The sequence below is a fragment of the Catonella massiliensis genome (assembly GCF_016651435.1).
Classification (GTDB): Bacteria; Bacillota; Clostridia; order Lachnospirales; family Lachnospiraceae; genus Catonella; species Catonella massiliensis.
Genome location: NZ_JAEPRJ010000001.1, coordinates 1,454,840 through 1,471,242 on the forward strand (window position 1 = coordinate 1,454,840; position 16,403 = coordinate 1,471,242).

At 38.2% G+C, this 16,403-nt stretch carries 14 protein-coding genes; all 14 read right to left on the reverse strand.

From position 1 onward, the window contains the following. Positions 1-6: 6 nt before the first annotated feature. On the reverse strand, positions 7-921 hold the full coding sequence (locus JJN12_RS06585; RefSeq protein WP_208428923.1) for a ribonuclease Z: 915 nt from the start codon (positions 919-921) through the stop codon (positions 7-9). Between the two features lie 87 nt (positions 922-1,008). Beyond that, positions 1,009-1,452 (reverse strand): ribosomal protein S18-alanine N-acetyltransferase, encoded by a 444-nt coding sequence (rimI, locus tag JJN12_RS06590; protein ID WP_208428924.1) that lies wholly within the window; start codon positions 1,450-1,452, stop codon positions 1,009-1,011. Positions 1,453-1,454: 2 nt separating this feature from the next. Further along, positions 1,455-2,174 (reverse strand): tRNA (adenosine(37)-N6)-threonylcarbamoyltransferase complex dimerization subunit type 1 TsaB, encoded by a 720-nt coding sequence (gene tsaB, locus JJN12_RS06595; protein WP_208428925.1) that lies wholly within the window; start codon positions 2,172-2,174, stop codon positions 1,455-1,457. After that, positions 2,171-2,596 carry a tRNA (adenosine(37)-N6)-threonylcarbamoyltransferase complex ATPase subunit type 1 TsaE gene (gene tsaE / locus JJN12_RS06600; RefSeq protein WP_208428926.1) on the reverse strand — a complete coding sequence of 142 codons (426 nt, stop codon included), beginning with the start codon at positions 2,594-2,596 and terminating at the stop codon, positions 2,171-2,173. The genes tsaB and tsaE overlap by 4 nt, the downstream gene beginning before the upstream one ends. A gap of 3 nt (positions 2,597-2,599) precedes the next feature. Further along, a complete protein-coding gene (locus tag JJN12_RS06605) occupies positions 2,600-4,750 on the reverse strand; it encodes a Tex family protein (protein ID WP_208428927.1) in 2,151 nt (716 codons plus the stop codon). Positions 4,751-4,771: 21 nt separating this feature from the next. Next, complete coding sequence (locus JJN12_RS06610; RefSeq protein WP_208428928.1) at positions 4,772-6,091, reverse strand: aspartate kinase; 1,320 nt, start codon at positions 6,089-6,091, stop codon at positions 4,772-4,774. Positions 6,092-6,285: 194 nt separating this feature from the next. Continuing rightward, positions 6,286-7,491 (reverse strand): homoserine dehydrogenase, encoded by a 1,206-nt coding sequence (locus JJN12_RS06615; RefSeq protein ID WP_208428929.1) that lies wholly within the window; start codon positions 7,489-7,491, stop codon positions 6,286-6,288. 14 nt (positions 7,492-7,505) lie between these two features. Next, positions 7,506-7,946: an ACT domain-containing protein gene (locus JJN12_RS06620; RefSeq protein ID WP_236013722.1), complete on the reverse strand. Its 441-nt coding sequence runs from the start codon at positions 7,944-7,946 to the stop codon at positions 7,506-7,508. Between the two features lie 374 nt (positions 7,947-8,320). Beyond that, positions 8,321-9,437, reverse strand: a protein-coding gene (gene prfB, locus JJN12_RS06625) for a peptide chain release factor 2 (protein ID WP_208428930.1) whose coding sequence is annotated in 2 segments (ribosomal slippage) — positions 8,321-9,361 and positions 9,363-9,437 — 1,116 coding nt in all. Because the reading frame shifts where the segments join, the coding sequence is not laid out codon by codon here. Between the two features lie 113 nt (positions 9,438-9,550). Further along, entirely contained in the window at positions 9,551-10,207 is a 657-nt protein-coding gene (locus tag JJN12_RS06630) for a hypothetical protein (RefSeq protein ID WP_208428931.1), read from the reverse strand. A gap of 30 nt (positions 10,208-10,237) precedes the next feature. Continuing rightward, positions 10,238-11,035: a hypothetical protein gene (locus tag JJN12_RS06635; protein ID WP_208428932.1), complete on the reverse strand. Its 798-nt coding sequence runs from the start codon at positions 11,033-11,035 to the stop codon at positions 10,238-10,240. Between the two features lie 303 nt (positions 11,036-11,338). Beyond that, positions 11,339-11,983, reverse strand: coding sequence for a YiiX/YebB-like N1pC/P60 family cysteine hydrolase (locus JJN12_RS06640; RefSeq protein WP_208428933.1), 645 nt, complete (start codon positions 11,981-11,983; stop codon positions 11,339-11,341). Positions 11,984-12,623: 640 nt separating this feature from the next. Further along, positions 12,624-14,051 (reverse strand): IS110 family RNA-guided transposase, encoded by a 1,428-nt coding sequence (locus JJN12_RS06645; RefSeq protein ID WP_208428713.1) that lies wholly within the window; start codon positions 14,049-14,051, stop codon positions 12,624-12,626. A 480-nt stretch (positions 14,052-14,531) separates the two neighbouring features. After that, positions 14,532-16,352: a helix-turn-helix transcriptional regulator gene (locus JJN12_RS06650; protein ID WP_208428934.1), complete on the reverse strand. Its 1,821-nt coding sequence runs from the start codon at positions 16,350-16,352 to the stop codon at positions 14,532-14,534. Positions 16,353-16,403 lie beyond the last annotated feature (51 nt).

The window sequence follows — 16,403 nt, forward strand, 5'->3', positions numbered from 1 at the left end:
TCCCCCTTACTCCTCATCAACAAACATCAAATCTATACTTTTACCATCTTTTCCAAGTCTTACATTATCAAAGATTTCTCTTACCTCTTTGATATACTGCTCAGGATGTGCCATAGCAGGACTGTAATGCGTAAGCCACATTTTTTTAGGCTTGGCAATTTGGGCAAGTTCGCAAGCCTCCTGCATGGTCATATGTTTCTTTTCTTTTGCCTTATTTACAGACTCCAAATCACCATACATGCCCTCACATATAAATAAATCGGCATCTGCAGCCATTTCTGCAATAATAGGTACAGGTCTTGTATCGGTACAGTAGGTAACCTTAAGCCCCTTCCTTTCTCCTCCCATAACCATATCGGGTGTATAGGTTTTTCCTTCATATTCAACTGTTTCACCTTTTTGAAGTCTGTTCCAACATTTTAGAGGAACCTCATTTTCTTTTGCCTTTTCAGGTAAAAATCTGCCCGCTCTATCTACTATTATATTATATCCATAGCAAATCACATTATGCTTTAGCTTAAAGGCTTCAATCTTCATTCCAAAAAACTCGAAATTACCGCCATCTCCCTCAATCTCGACAAAGTTAACATCAAAGGGAAGTTCTTGCGCAATTATGCATAAAGACTTTATAACCCTCTCTATTCCTTTTGGGCCTAAAATTGTAATAGGCTCTGTTCTTCCTGAATTGCCAATGGATAGTAAAAGTCCCGGAATCCCGGCAACATGGTCACCATGAAAATGAGTTATACATATAAGACCTATGGGATTTACACTCCATCCCTTCTTTTTAACGGCAACCTGAGTTCCCTCACCACAGTCTATAAGCACGCTGTTTCCATTGTATCTGGCAAGCAGTGAGGTGAGGAACCTGTTAGGTAAAGGCATCATCCCACCCGTACCTAATAAACATATATCCAGCATTAAATCTCCTTAATCTCAGTTAAATACGACGTACAAAGGTTGAATAAGCGCACAAAGCCTAATCTCACCCTGAATAACTATATAATATCAGATTGTAAGCGACATAAGCAAGGCATCTTCCTTAGGTTCATCATAAAAGTTCGGGCGGATTCCGTCTTCCTTAAACCCAAGCTTCTTGTACAGGCTGATTGCAGCCTCATTTCCTACTCTTACATCTAATAAAAATTTTGTTCTTTTATCTGATTTCCCATATTCAATAAGTCTATTAAGCAAAGCCTTGCCAACTCCTCTTTTTCTGGCATCTGCTCTTACTGCAACATTGCAGATTTCAGCCTCATCAAGCACTCCCCAGTAGCCGCAATATCCTATTACCTCTCCATTTTCGATAGCACAGAAATAGTGTTTATCTTCACCTTCTACACATTCCCTAAATGACTGCAGAGACCAGGGCAGTGAAAATATCGTTTTTTCAATCTCAGCCACTTCTTTACAATGTTCCGGCTTTAACTCTACTATATCAAATACATCCATAGTTATTTTTTAATTCCTGTTTCTTTTTCATTTCTTTCACGCTCAGCCTGAGAAAGTCTAAGATAGACAGGCTCATGGCTTTTTGCAGTTTCCATAACACCTCTATTATAATACATTTTTCCTAAAACTGCCACACTTCCTGCATTTTGTTTTGAAATATTGGCAGGGGCGAAGAAATGAGGGTTTACAAGCCCTTCTTCAATATTACGCTTATATACAGGCACCCCGTCTCCAAGGAAAACTATTTTTTCTCCTGCAAATTCATTGTTAAGCTCGGCTAAAAGCTCTTCCACAGCCAAAGCTCTCTGCTGTTTCAACTCAGTAAACTCGCCATTCTTAAATGTATAAAGTCCATTATAGACCTGTTCTCTTCTTGCATCCATAATAGGGCAGATTATTCCGTCAAAAAACTGCACATTGTAGGCAAGGGCGGCAAGGGTAGGCACTGGAATAATAGGCTTATTTAGACTATAGGCAAGCCCCTTTACAGTGGCAGAGCCTATTCTAAGCCCTGTAAATGAACCGGGTCCCGCAGCTATGGCAAATGCGTCTATTTCCTTAAGGTCAAGCTCAGACATTCTAACTATCTCACTAAGCATGGGCATAAGAGTAGTAGAATGTGTCTTTTTATGCTCAACAGTGTATTCAGCCACTAGAGTCTCGTCATCAACTATTGCAACTGATGCCACTAAGCCTGAAGTATCCATACCTAAAACTTTCATTCTTCTACCACTACCCTTCTATATTCAAAGCCTTTTGCCAAATCTTTTTCTATTCTTATGTGTATTGCTGATTTGGGAATGAGTTCTTCTATCCTTGAAGCCCATTCGATGAGGCAGACTCCGTCTCCGTAGAAATAGTCCTCATAGCCTATTTCATCCATTTCAGATATATCTCCTATACGGTATACATCAAAATGATATAGAGGAAGCCTTCCCTGTGTATATTCCTGAACTATGGTAAAGGTGGGGCTGTCAATATTATCCTCTATCAAAAGTCCCACAGCAAAACCCTTGGTAAATACGGTCTTACCAACTCCAAGGTCGCCTTCAAGGCAGATAATTTCACCCTTATCTGCCTTTTCTCCAAGTTTCTTACCTATATCAAATGTCTCTTCCTCTGAATTACTCTCGTAAATGGTCATTTTTTAACCCTTTGCCTGTTTAATGCTTAGAGATATCCTCTTCTTAGGAATATCTACTCCAATAACTTTTACATCAACTATATCACCAACACTCACCACTTCAAGCGGGTGCTTTACAAACTTCTTATCTGATAATTCGGATATGTGAACAAGACCATCCTGATGTACACCGATGTCTACAAAAGCGCCAAAATCAATGACATTGCGGACAGTTCCCTTCATAACCATACCCTCTTTAAGATCCTTCATGTCTAAGACATCAGTTCTAAGAATAGGGGCAGGAAGGTCTGCTCTAGGGTCTCTTCCCGGCTTTTCAAGCTCACTTATAATATCCTTAAGAGTAAGCTCACCTACGTCTACCTTGGCTGTTAAGTCAGGATGCTTCTTAATCTCGACGGTTATGCCCTTAATTCCGCCTCTAAGTGCAGAAAGATCATAGCCAAGCGCAGAAAGGAGCTCTTCTGCTGCCTTATAGGACTCAGGATGAACACTGCTTGAGTCAAGAGGGTTGTCTCCATCCATTATTCTCATAAAGCCTGCACATTGTAAGAATGCCTTTGGTCCAAGCTTAGAAACCTTCAATAGTTCTTTTCTATTCTTGAATTTACCGTTTTCTTCTCTGTAGTTAACAATGTTTTTTGCTATAGTTCCATTGATTCCTGAAACATAGGAAAGAAGCGGAGCTGAAGCAGTATTTAAGTCGACTCCCACTCTGTTTACACAGTCTTCTACCACTGCGCCAAGGGCTTCTTCAAGCTTCTTTTTATTCATATCATGTTGATACTGTCCAACGCCTATAGCCTTAGGCTCTATCTTAACCAGCTCAGCAAGAGGGTCCTGTAGCCTTCTTGCTATGGAAGCTGCACTTCTCTGTCCCACATCGAACTCCGGGAACTCCTCCGTAGCCAGCTTACTTGCTGAATAAACAGAAGCTCCTGCTTCATTTACTATAACATAGGATACAGGAAGATGAAGCTCTTTAATCATATCTGAAATTATCATTTCAGACTCTCTGGAGGCAGTACCATTGCCTACAGATATCAGTGAAATTCCGTATTTCTTAACTAAATCAGCCACTATCTTCTTGGTCTCAGCCACCTTATTCTGTGGCTCTGTAGGGTAGACAACTGTAGTATAGAGCACCTTACCTGTCTCATCCACTACAGCAAGCTTACATCCGGTTCTAAACGCAGGATCCCAGCCCAGCACTCGCTTTCCTGTGATTGGAGGCTGCATAAGAAGCTGGGTAAGGTTCTTTCCAAACACCTTGATAGCTCCGTCTTCAGCATTTTCCGTAAGCTCCGACCTTATATCATTTTCAATTGATGGAGCTATAAGCCTTGTATAAGAATCGGCTACTGTCTCCTTTAAGACTTCAGTAGTATATTTATTATCTCTGATTATAACTTTTCTACATAAGTAGAGGAGTATCTCATCTACAGGAGCCTCGATTTTTACCGTCAATACCTTTTCAGCTTCGCCTCGATTAATCGCAAGTATTCTATATCCTGTTATCTTCTTTACAGGCTCACTAAAGCTGTAATAGGTCTCATAGACGGACTGCGCTTCCTTATCTTTTGCCTCTGAAACTACATTTCCCTTATCAAAGGTTATATTTCTGATGTACTTTCTATACTCTGCATTGTCTGAGATTTCTTCCGCAATTATGTCCATAGCGCCCTTGATAGCAGACTGGGCATCTGTTATGCCCTTTTCTTCATTGAGGTAGTTAAGTGCCTCTTCTTCAAGTGGTTTGTCTGTCTGCTGTAAGGAAATAATGATGGCAAGTCCTGAAAGGCCTGCTTCTTTTGCTATAGTTGCTCTGGTTCTTCTCTTTTGCTTGTACGGTCTGTACAAATCTTCTACAGTAACCAAGGCTTCTGCTGCCTCTATAGCCTGTCTTAGCTCATCAGTAAGCTTTCCCTGTTCTTCTATAAGACCTATAACCTGAGTTTTCCTCTCTTCAAGGTTGTTCAGATATCTAAGCCTCTCATCAAGATTACGGAGCACCTCATCATTAAGTGCTCCATGCTGTTCTTTTCTGTATCTCGCAATAAAAGGAATGGTATTCCCTTCTTCTATAAGCTTGATAACTGCATTTACCTGTTCCGTCTTAATACCGAGTTCTTCCGCAATCTTTTTTGCTATGTCCATCTTTCTAACCCCTAAATATTATCATAGTTGAACTTCTACAAAGATATCGTATATTGCTTTAATCGCAAGCTCGAAGTCATCATTGTCTACTCCGATTATTATATTAAGCTCACTTGAGCCCTGATCTATCATTCTTACATTGATGCGGGCATGGGCAAGGGCAGCAAATATTCTTCCCGCTGTACCCCTTACAGACTTCATGCCTCTTCCTACTACAGCAATGAGGGCGATGCCTGATTCAATATCTATGGAGTCAGGCTCAGCAAGCTTGTGAATAGCAGATACAACCAACTGTTCTTTTGGCTCGAATACCTTTTCCTCTACAAAAAGAGTCATTGTATCGATACCTGATGGCATATGCTCAAAAGAAATATCATTTTCTTCAAATGCCTGAAGCACCTTTCTGCCAAATCCTATCTCCACATTCATCATGTCTTTATCGATATTAATGGCTGAAAATCCCTTTCTTCCCGCAATACCTGTGATGACATACTTTGACTTCTGTCCTGTGCTTTCAACTATCCAGCTTCCCGGATCTTCAGGAGCGTTGGTATTCTTGATATTTACAGGGATGCCTGCCTTTCTGACAGGGAAGATGGAATCCTCGTGGAGGACTGATGCTCCCATATAGGAAAGCTCTCGAAGCTCTTTATAGGTAATAATGTCAATTGGTTTTGGATCGTAAATAATTCTTGGGTCTGCAACAAGAAAACCCGACACATCTGTCCAGTTCTCATATACATCAGCTTTCACAGCTCTTGCTACTATCGCACCTGTGATATCGGATCCTCCTCTTGAAAATGTCTTTATAGTTCCATCAGGCATAGCGCCATAAAAGCCCGGAATGACAGCATATTCTATCTTCTTAAGCTTCTTTGCAAGTATCTCGTTTGTCTTTTCAGAGTCAAAGTTGCCGTCTTTGTCAAAGAAGAGGACAGTAGCAGCATCCACGAAGGTGAAGTCGAGGTATTTTGCCATAATAATACCATTTAAGTATTCGCCTCTGGAAGCCGCATAATCCTTTCCTGCCTTTTCCTTAAGGTTTTTCTCGATAAGGGTGAACTCATCCTCGAGAGAAAGCTCTATGCCAAGTCCTTCTATGATTTCGTTGTATCTTGACTTAATATCTTCAAATTCTTCAGAAAAGTCCTCCCCACGAGAAGCCTTCTCCTGACATTTATACAGTAAATCTGTCACCTTTATATCAGCATTGAACCTCTTGCCGGGTGCTGAAGGTATGGCATAATGCCTCTCCTTCTCAGACTTGATTATCTCTCCAACCTTCTTAAACTGTTCTGCATTTGCAAGCGAACTTCCGCCAAATTTTACTACCTTTAACAATTATTTTCCCTCCAAATCCATCTAAGCAAGACCTGTGTATTGCAACTTTCACATATTGATTAATAGAATTATCTGTGTCAAAAATATTGACACCTTATGATATAAGAGCATTGGTTTTACCTGCTCCTAAAAACATTTGCAAATACCACTTTATAAGCGTAACGCTTAATTGTAATATTTGCAAGATATTTTTATTAAAAATTAATTATTATTTTATTTTTTACACTTAAATCTCCGGTTAGCTCTTCGAATTCAGCCTCAGTTAAAGGCGAGGTGATGAAGGCAAATTCTCCCACTACCTTATCAGATTTTACTTCTTCAATTCCTGATATCTTCTGCTTTGCAGCCTCTTTCTCACTCTCAGGAACTCTTACAAAGAACTTCTGCTTATACTGCCTGATGTCACCAAGAGTAAGCTTTTCTTCATCCCAGTTGATATCAAGGTGTCTGTCCTTATTTCTAACTGCTTCCACCACATCTGCAACAACAGCACTTGCAGTAGGAAGTTTGCCCGCTCCCCTGCCGTAGAACATAACATCATCAACCATGTTTCCCTTTATTAAAACGGCATTAAAGACATCTTCTACGCTATGAAGAGGCTGATTCCTGCTTAGCATTACAGGAGCAACTCTTGCATACACTACTCCACCGTCCTTCTTGCTTTCGCCTATTAGCTTGATAGTAGCATCTAAGGACTTGGCATACTCCATATCTTCCTTGGTTATTCTCGATATGCCCTCTACAGGGATGTCTTCAAAGTCAACCTGCTTGCCGTAGGCAAGAGAAGTAAGGATGGCTATCTTTCTACCGCTGTCGTATCCATCCACATCCGCACTTGGATTTCTCTCAGCATAGCCCATAGCCTGCGCCTCTTTTAAGACTGTGTCATAGTCAAGCCCTTCTTTATCCATCTTGGTGAGGATATAGTTGGTGGTTCCGTTAAGTATACCCTGAATTTCAATTATTTCCTCTGCTGTAAGAGAATAATTAAGAGGTCTTATTACGGGTATACCTCCTCCTACGCTGGCTTCAAATAAGAAGTTGACATTTTTCTCCTTTGCAAGCTTAATTAGTCCTGCACCATACTTTGCCACAAGCTCCTTGTTAGAAGTACACACACTCTTTCCTGCTTCAATAGCTAACTTTACAAAATCATAAGCAGGCTTGGTCCCACCCATGGTCTCTACTACAACAGAAATCTCATCATCATTTAAGATATCGTTAAAATCGTGAGTAATTAGCTTCTCAGCAGGATCTCCAGGCATATCTCTAAGATCGCAGATTCTCTTGACCTTAATCTCTTCTCCTGCCTTTATTGCTATACTTTGTCTGTTTGTATTAATAACCTCAAAAACTCCCGAGCCTACAGTTCCATATCCTATAATTCCTACATTTACCATTCTTCACCTCTAATTTATTCTCTTGCGAGTATTTTCATTCTTCTAATTCCGTCAATTGCTTCTACGCTTGCCACCATATCAGTAACATCAGTCAGTCCGTTAAGAATCTGCAAGCTCAGTGACAAAGAAGCCAAGCCGTTAACCGGTATACTTTGGTGGATAGTCAGTATGTTTACTCCATAACGGGCTACCTCCTTAAGCACTTCTGAGAGCAGTCCCTGTCTATCCTCCATTTCAAGCAAAAATGAGATTGTCTTTCCTCTTGCATCTTCATGAAAGTAGTTAATTTCATCTTTGTACTTATAAAACGAACTTCTGCTTATGCCTACAGCCTCCGCTGCCTCACCTACGGTCATCACCTTTTTTGTCTCAAGCAGCTTCTTTGCTTCAACCACCTGTAATAAAACCTCAGGTAAAGCCCTTTCTGAAACTAAATAGAGTTTATCTTTTCCCATTTCTTCCACCCATATCAAAACTTTGTGTGCCCTTAACGGTCATTTGTGTGTAACAGAAAGAATATTAACACAGACTACCATTAATTGCAAGTGTTAAAGCTAATAGTTTTATACTTTATTTTAGGGTTTTTACTATCAAATTTGCCATATGATTCATCTCCAACCCTATTTACCGTTAAAAGCCGTATAGTTCTACAATCAAATTCCTGCTTTACCTAATTCGCCTCCTGTGACGAGTCTCATAAGTGAGATCTATATATCCGCCGCCGCACAATCCCTTATAGATTATTCTATTAGATAGGGAATTTGGGAGAAATTTCCTATCAAATTAAAAAAGCCAGTACAGGAATATCTCCCATACTGACTTATTATAGTTAATCTTCTTTTTTAATGCTCTTCCATTTTAGATATGCATTGATAAAAGGATCAAAGTAGCCATCAAGAACCGCCTGTGCATTGCCGATTTCTACATTTGTCCTATGATCCTTGACCATTGTATATGGCTGAAGCACATAGGAACGAATCTGGCTGCCCCAGGCAATGTCTTTTTGCTCTCCTCTGATACCCGCTTCCTTAGCCTCATTTTCCTGCTGTTTAAGCATATAAAGCTTTGCCTTTAACATCTGCATAGCCTTGGCTTTATTCTGGAACTGAGAACGCTCATTCTGGCAGCTTACTACTATTCCCGAAGGGAAATGTGTAATTCTAATCGCAGATGAGGTTTTGTTGATATGCTGTCCACCTGCACCGCTTGAGCGGAAGGTATCTATCCTTATATCATCATCTTTGATTTCGATATCTATATCATCTTCAATATCCGGCATTACATCACAGGATACAAAGGAGGTCTGCCTCTTTCCCGCAGCATTGAAAGGTGAAATACGAACCAAACGGTGCACTCCATGCTCACTCTTTAGGTAGCCATAGGCATTAGTCCCCGTAATTTCAATGGTACAGGACTTTACTCCTGCTTCTTCTCCTGCCAGATAGTCGATAACCTCTGTCTTATATCCCTTGCTTTCTGCCCACCTTGTGTAGGCTCTCATAAGGATGCTTGTCCAGTCACAGGCTTCAGTACCGCCTGCACCCGCATGTAAGGTGATAATAGCATTATCTTTATCATAAGGACCGCTTAGCAGGGTTGAAATTCTAAGAGCATCAAACTCTGTCTTAAATCTCTCAAGTTCGTCTCCTATTTCTGAAATCATTGAGGCATCATTTTCTTCTTCTGCCATTTCAATAAGTGCACCTATGTCATCAAAGAGCCCCTGCAGCTCGTCAAAGCCTTCTATATTATTTTTTAAACCTGATATTTCAGCCATAGTAGCATTTGCCTTCTCGGCATCATCCCAAAATCCCGGTTCGGATATGAGTCTGTTTAACTCCTCGAGCCTCATCTTCTTGCTCGTTAAGTCAAAGTGAATCCCTCACTTCGACTAATGGCTCTGCATAAGAGTTTAATGTAACTTTGAACTGGTCTAACTCTACCACTATCTCACCACCTTTTGTTTTTTATTCACAAGAAAAGATTATAACATAGGGCAGTATGGGTTGGCAAGGATGTAAACAGGTTATAGGGGATTATTTTCACAGGTTGGTTAAGATTAGTTAAAATACTTAATTGTCTCTTTGCTTATGGCTGTTAAGGTATCATCTAACACATCCTTTGCTTCATTCTCTTGGCTGACTTGGACATGGAATAATAAATTGCGATATGACATTACTGCTCCAACAGCCTGCCCAGCCAGCTTTTTATTGATTTTGCTTAAATCATTATCCTTAGCATAAAAAGAATGTAAATTATCTCCAATGTAGTATTCATTGAAACTTACACCTAACCTAATTTGACTTGTGCTTTCTTTGTTTTCATATATAATGTATTCAAAGGTTGGCTCAGGAACAGTATTTGAATTTTTCATAATCAGGCTGTCACGAGAGTTAAATGTCCATTCCTTTCGAATATAGAGCAGAAAATTGTGGTCCGTCTCATATTTTTTTTCATAACCTTTTAGCCTTAAATTCTCAGCCATATATTCATAAAACTTCTGATACTCATCAAATGACAGTATCATTTTTTCTTCTGATGAGGATGAATTTGAAGACTGTTTTGATGACACAGAAGACTGCGATACCTTTGTGTCAGTTTCTTTAGTTGAATTTATCCCCCTGGTATAGTACCTGCTTATTATGAAATTGACAACTGTAAAAACCACCATCAGGACAACTAATCCTATAACAAATGCATTTCTTTTTTTATCCATAGTGTAAACCTCTTTTATATAGTGTTTTAATCAATTCCCCCTAATTATAATTGCTGATACATACGACTCCGAATCAATATCAAGCTTAACTTCCCTTTTAAGTTCAAATGTGTTTATATCGTATAAGCTTAGCTTTTGCAGGTTTGCAACAACCAAATATTTTCCATAAATCTGTGTAAGAGACAACTCATTGTTAAGTTCGATATCCTTATAAAGCCGTCCTTCTTCATCTACCACACTAACCTTAGTACCTTTTACTTCAACAGGATTATAGTTAGTAATCAAAAATTTATCTTCATACTTAAATATATCTGAAGGTTGCTCTGCCTGAATATCTATAACTTTAATGTCATAATTCCTTTTGTCTATTGACAATATTTTAGAAATTGGCTTATCATCAGTGCTTATCTGCATTGTAAAATACATATAACTATCGTCCTCACAATACATTTCAGTAGTTCTACCGAATTTAGTCAAAGAAATTTCTTTAACTATATTCAAATCTTTATCCATAACTCTAAGTGTACAGCTGTCTAAGCCTTTATCAGCTGTTATCGAAAAAGCCAAAAGTTTTTCACTCATTGGAAAAATCCCATAAATATAAGTTTCTTTATATTCTTTAATTATATTTTTATGAGACTCTTTATCATACCTTTCTATATAGCTCGACCCATTCATAGTATTAACTGCATATACATATTTATTTATAACAGCCATATGATTAAGAGCAATATTGCTGAAAGGATATTCCGAAATCTCAAAAGTATTTTTATTTAGGCTAATAACCTTTTTAGTACTTTTATTATTTCCCAATCCCTGAGGTATCATATATACCTCATTATCAACAGTTAAAGGTTTATAAAAATGAGAACCTAACCCTGCATATGTCAATTTACTAGAACCAAGCAGCTCTAGTTCATCATTATACCAATCAATCCTACTCTTATACATTTGCTGTGAAGTATGTACAATCCCTATAGTAGAATCATATTTGGTGTCAGAATTCCCTGTGTTACACGATATCAAAAAACAACTAATGGATAATATACAACAAAACAATATTTTTCTCACAATAATTTTAAGCCGATAGAGTTGCTCTACCGGCTCTGCCTCCTTTCTAAAGAAGAAAAACTACTTCTCATATATTATATAAGTTCTGTTGCTTTTTACAAGTTCCATTGGGTGAATCGCATCTCCAAAAATTGGCGTATTCAGGTTAACCCCACAAACATCTTTGAATCCAGCCCAAACTAATTGTGAACAATAAAACTCTTCTCTTGTTGATGTATTAAAATAATCAATATTGTACCTTTTTCCTATCTGTCTATAACACCAATCCGCCACATCATTATCTTGTGCAAGAGTTGTTCCTTTAACGTTCAATCCATAGCAAGTTTTTTTTGTGTAATTCCAATCATTGTTTCCAGTAGTAACATAAGGGAATTCTGCTTCAATAACAGTATATTGGTTATATATGATTGCTGCATGTCCTAAAGGTAATTTATCCTTAAACTTATCGGCAGTAACTAAGATTACTCCTTTTCTTGAAGGATAAACTTTTTTTCTATTTGCCATTTTGAAAAATCTACTTCCCTTATAATCTGTATAAATTGGCATTTTCTGTACATCTCTTAAAAGCTCATTTACTTCATTTTTTGGAAAAATCTGTTCTACATCCGAAACTCGTTTATTTGCATAAATAGGTAATATCATGAAACAAGTTACCAATATAAAACAAAACGCTACACTAATTATTTTATTAAAATTTTTAATCATATTTCAACATACCTCCATTTCTTAATTTAATTAATCGTAATAGTAAGTAAAAACAACTTTAATCTCCATTTTTATATCTCTGAGGGTTTTGATTTCTGATTGACATATAAGCCTCCTTCCTATAATGTCAAGCCCTAAATCATTTAATTTCAGGCTTTTCTTTAAATATTTACCTCATAAAACAGAGCAAAAAATGTATGACAGTCATTGTATTTTATACTGAACAGCTAAAAGAGGGTGTAGTTTATAAAGCATCCCATTGTTTTGCTTTATAAAGGCTATAAATCCTCTGCTAACTATGATGGTGAACCTTCCGTGTCTAAAGGGATCGTGTCCCAACTTCCTTCGTCCCACCTGTCCATACACCGAGTGCCTGCTAAGCTTTCTAACAGGGTCATGCCCTACGGAGAGAACTACTGCAAGCTACAGCTCTTGTTTGTTTTTTGATTTTACTGACCTGCATACTCCACAGGGTACGGATATTCCGTGGATGCTTACCCTGACTCGTTTTGCTGGTCATTGTGATGATGCAGCACCTGTAGCGCTCCATCGTTATCGGGTTTCCTTCCAGAACCCTGCCCGATCTCGGAATAATCCGACACCCGGCAAGGCTCTGGAATAAATTTTGCTGTCGACTGTTTTACGCTACAATAGCTTCCTTATTTTCCGGACGTCTGATGTCCATCAACATCTTCTTCGGAGCATATTTCGTACCAGTATTCAGAATCGTATAGATAATCCTCAGAAGCTTGCAGGCTATCACAATCAATGACTGCATCTTTTTCAACGGATTATCGGCTCGTGTCGTATAATACATATGGAGTTCTTTGAATTCCTCTGCATGGGCCACTGCTGACTTTGCTGCCTGGAATAACCAATATCTGAGTCGTTTGCGTCCTCTATGACTGATTTTGGTTTCTCCCTTATGCTTTCCTGAACTGCATGCCACAAGGCCTAATCCGCTTAATTTCTGTATTTCCTTAACATCATCAAATCTTGAAATATCTCCCATCTCTGCAAGAATACCGGAAAGTGTATTTTCTCCAATCCCAGATATCTCCAGAACGTTACCTGTATGCGGTATCTCCTGACATTTCTGGTTGATCTGGTTCTCTATAACAGCAAGTTCAACATCCAGTTCCATGATTTTCTGCACGAACCACTTTACAGCTGCCTTGCTTGCAATAGATCCATCCTTAATCCCAACACTTGCTTTTGCGTACTGTAAGATTTCTCTGGCTCTGCTGTACCCGCGTCCTCTAAGTTTAGCAGCATGCCAAATCTGTCTTATCCCTTCTTCTCCAAGTGCGGTCAGTTCATCCGGAAATGGTGCCTCTTTCAGCAGTTCAAGGCTAAATGCTCCATCGACTTTTCCCAATGCTTCCTTATACTCCGGGAAATATATCTTCATCTCCCTGTGCATCCGGTTGATTGTTCGAATTCTGTCTTCATTCAGTTGGTCTCTGAACATGGATAACCTACGAAGTTCAGCATAGATTTTTTCTGGAAGATATGGCATACCAAAGTTGCCATCCTTGACAAGATTTGCTATCAGTTTTGGATCCTTCCTGTCATCCTTGAGCTGGCTGTTATCTTCAACCTCCTTTGTCTGCTTAACAGCATAAGGGTTTACCTGAACAACACTGATTCCATTTGTAATCATCCATGTAGCAAGGCAGAACCAGTAGTGACCGGTCGGCTCTAAGCCAAGCACTATCTGACTCTTATCATGTTCAGCGGCTATCCTCACTGCCCATTCCTTTGCACTCCGGAAGCCCTCTTGATTATTGTTGAAAGAATGTGCGGACTTACTGAGTTCCCGTCCTCTGGTATCAATTGCTCTCATATAGTGCGTTTCGCTGCCTACATCACATCCCAAGATAAGCATGTCATCGCTGATAAAAGAGAGTTTTTTATTTTTATCGAACTTACCATTGGTTTCCAACTCACGCCAGGTTGAAGCTGCGAGATTTTCCTTAATCACCTCCGATTTTTTCAAAAGCTCCTGCTGTTCAAAAATATTTGCTGTTACTACTTGATTTTTTTTCTTTGTGCCTTTAATATTCATTTTAGATACCTCTTGTGTTTTTTAGATTTTACCAACTGGCAGGTCAGTAATAATCTAAATTTACTTGAGGTATTTTTTTATGTCAATCTCTTGACCTATTTATAGTATACAGGAAGCTTTCTATGCAGCATGCTTTGATATAGCAATATTTCATAAGTTTTTTTATACATTAATTACTTTGATATTAGTTTAATATTTAACTACTGAAAAAACCATACCAAAAGTGGAAGTTTTTTCTGTCCACTTTTGGTATGGTTTTAACTATAATAATATGCTATCATTCTCATTATTGCAATATTGGAGGTACTTATGAAAAAGATATACCAAAATACAATTATTATGGCTACTTTGCTTATGACTATCGTTTCACTATTTTCTTCTAAAAAACCAGATAATCTTCACTCAACAGCTATCTCACACATCTGTAACATTGAAAATACCGATGATTGTGTCACTATATATAACCGTAAATCGATATTTTCAACGTAACTCCTCCCCATACCACTTTTGAAAAGCCCTCCTTAAAGGGGCTTTTTGTCTTTCGCTGGCCTTCATCAAACATCTAATTCTATAGCTCTGAATGTACTTTGACTTACTCTTCGTGTTATCTCCTGTCATTCTATCTAAGGTATAAGTTTTTTCTTCAAGTAAAAACCCTAAAAAATCTCCCCTCAGTGATCTAATAGAATAGTCTATTGTCTTATCCGCGTACTGTATCGCCTTTTCAAAACGATTTGTTTCTTCATAAGCTGAGCATAAGGTAACATAAAGCAACGCCAGAGGTATATAACGATATTTCATATTAACTTTACTTCTTTCGTAAGCCATGACAGTTTTTTCAAGCAATTCTATACTTTTATCCGCCTCACCAAGGGCTTTATAACAGACTGCTATACCATTGATTATAATAGCTTCTGCTCTACTTGGCACATATCCACCAACATTATCAAGTCCCATTTCTCCTCTTGTTATACTAAAGGCTTTTATTAATCTGTCGGCGGCTTCACTAGCATTACATTGCCTGATTCTTAGATCAAATAGTGCAGACATATACTCTACATATTGGCTGTTCTTCTTATTATCTAGGGGTATTTTCCGCTTTAATTCGTTAAAAAGGTACTCTGCTTCCCCATACTTCTGAAAGGTAGTTAGTTTTGCTATCTCCCTTTCCATATCAAGCAAGCGGAAATCGTCAGTTATAATCCTACTTTCTACAGTCTCTACCTCTATATTAAAATAATCCAGTATTTTTTGTATTGTTCCCCGCTTAGGCTTAGCCTTACCACATTCTATCCTTGAAATTGTCTTAACATCTATATCCAAATCATCTGCAAGTTTTTGCTGAGATATACCTCTTATCACCCTTTCCTGCTTAACTATCTCTGAAATAATATTCACATTTCTCTGCTTGTATCCGGTAAGCAAATTAATATCCTTAGTATTCCATTCAAATCCATATTCTGCATATAAATCTTTCAATGCATCCCGCATCTTCTTGTAATCTTGGTACAATGTTATATTTATGTTTTTAGATATGAAAAGGATATTCTCCAAAAGCTTTGATATATTTAGCAAAAGTCCGTTATCTGTAAGCATTTGCTCAGCCTTTAAGATAACCTGTAAAGCCTCATCAGGTCTATTATTTTTGATATAGCTGTTTCCTACAATCAATGAAACCCTGCCATACAAATTGCACTTTATCTCCTCATCATAAAAATGTCTCTCAATATAGTCAAGTATTGTAATACCATATGTTTTAAGAAGATTCTCACCCAGTTTTTCTTTATTATTAAGATATAAAGTAAGCAGTATTAGCTCATTTTCTCCTAATAGATAGTTCTCCAGTTTCTCTAAAGAAAACTCAGGCAATGTTAGTGTTAATGCTTGATAGTAACTTCTATCAGCCTCTATGAAATCACGGTATTTTTCTTCAGAGATAAATCCTTTTATCATTTTAATAAACTGCAAGTGTAAAGGGCTTTCTATGTCTGCTAACGTTTCATAGTCCGCAAGCAATTTAGCTGCTTCATCATAGCTTTTATTTTCAATTTCGTCAGTGAGCTTTTCTCTTAGTTCATACAATTCATAGTCCTTTTCATCCTGCATAAGCTCAACCTTATTGTCAGACCTGCCTAGCCTGCTTACAATCATATCAAGCACAAAAAAGCCAGCCCCTCTTTCCCCAGCTTCAGTCCTTCTTATGACAGACTCCGAGCAGACTCCTTTTGCTAATTTTTCTATGCTAATGTCTTGTTTAACACGCTCATAGTTAATAAGTGCCCCTATTTTTACTATATTCATAAATTCCTCATACTCTGATTAACTTAGCTTCTATACCTCTCCCGATTAAGA

Excerpts from the sequence above, each read along its gene's own strand:
- JJN12_RS06585 (WP_208428923.1), bottom strand. The coding sequence starts at position 921 with ATGCTGGATATATGTTTATTAGGTACGGGTGGGATGATGCCTTTACCT.
- rimI (WP_208428924.1), bottom strand. The coding sequence starts at position 1,452 with ATGGATGTATTTGATATAGTAGAGTTAAAGCCGGAACATTGTAAAGAA.
- tsaB (WP_208428925.1), bottom strand. The coding sequence starts at position 2,174 with ATGAAAGTTTTAGGTATGGATACTTCAGGCTTAGTGGCATCAGTTGCA.
- tsaE (WP_208428926.1), bottom strand. The coding sequence starts at position 2,596 with ATGACCATTTACGAGAGTAATTCAGAGGAAGAGACATTTGATATAGGT.
- JJN12_RS06605 (WP_208428927.1), bottom strand. The coding sequence starts at position 4,750 with ATGGACATAGCAAAAAAGATTGCGGAAGAACTCGGTATTAAGACGGAA.
- JJN12_RS06615 (WP_208428929.1), bottom strand. The coding sequence starts at position 7,491 with ATGGTAAATGTAGGAATTATAGGATATGGAACTGTAGGCTCGGGAGTT.
- JJN12_RS06620 (WP_236013722.1), bottom strand. The coding sequence starts at position 7,946 with ATGGGAAAAGATAAACTCTATTTAGTTTCAGAAAGGGCTTTACCTGAG.
- JJN12_RS06630 (WP_208428931.1), bottom strand. The coding sequence starts at position 10,207 with ATGGATAAAAAAAGAAATGCATTTGTTATAGGATTAGTTGTCCTGATG.
- JJN12_RS06635 (WP_208428932.1), bottom strand. The coding sequence starts at position 11,035 with ATGATACCTCAGGGATTGGGAAATAATAAAAGTACTAAAAAGGTTATT.
- JJN12_RS06640 (WP_208428933.1), bottom strand. The coding sequence starts at position 11,983 with ATGATTAAAAATTTTAATAAAATAATTAGTGTAGCGTTTTGTTTTATA.
- JJN12_RS06645 (WP_208428713.1), bottom strand. The coding sequence starts at position 14,051 with ATGAATATTAAAGGCACAAAGAAAAAAAATCAAGTAGTAACAGCAAAT.
- JJN12_RS06650 (WP_208428934.1), bottom strand. The coding sequence starts at position 16,352 with ATGAATATAGTAAAAATAGGGGCACTTATTAACTATGAGCGTGTTAAA.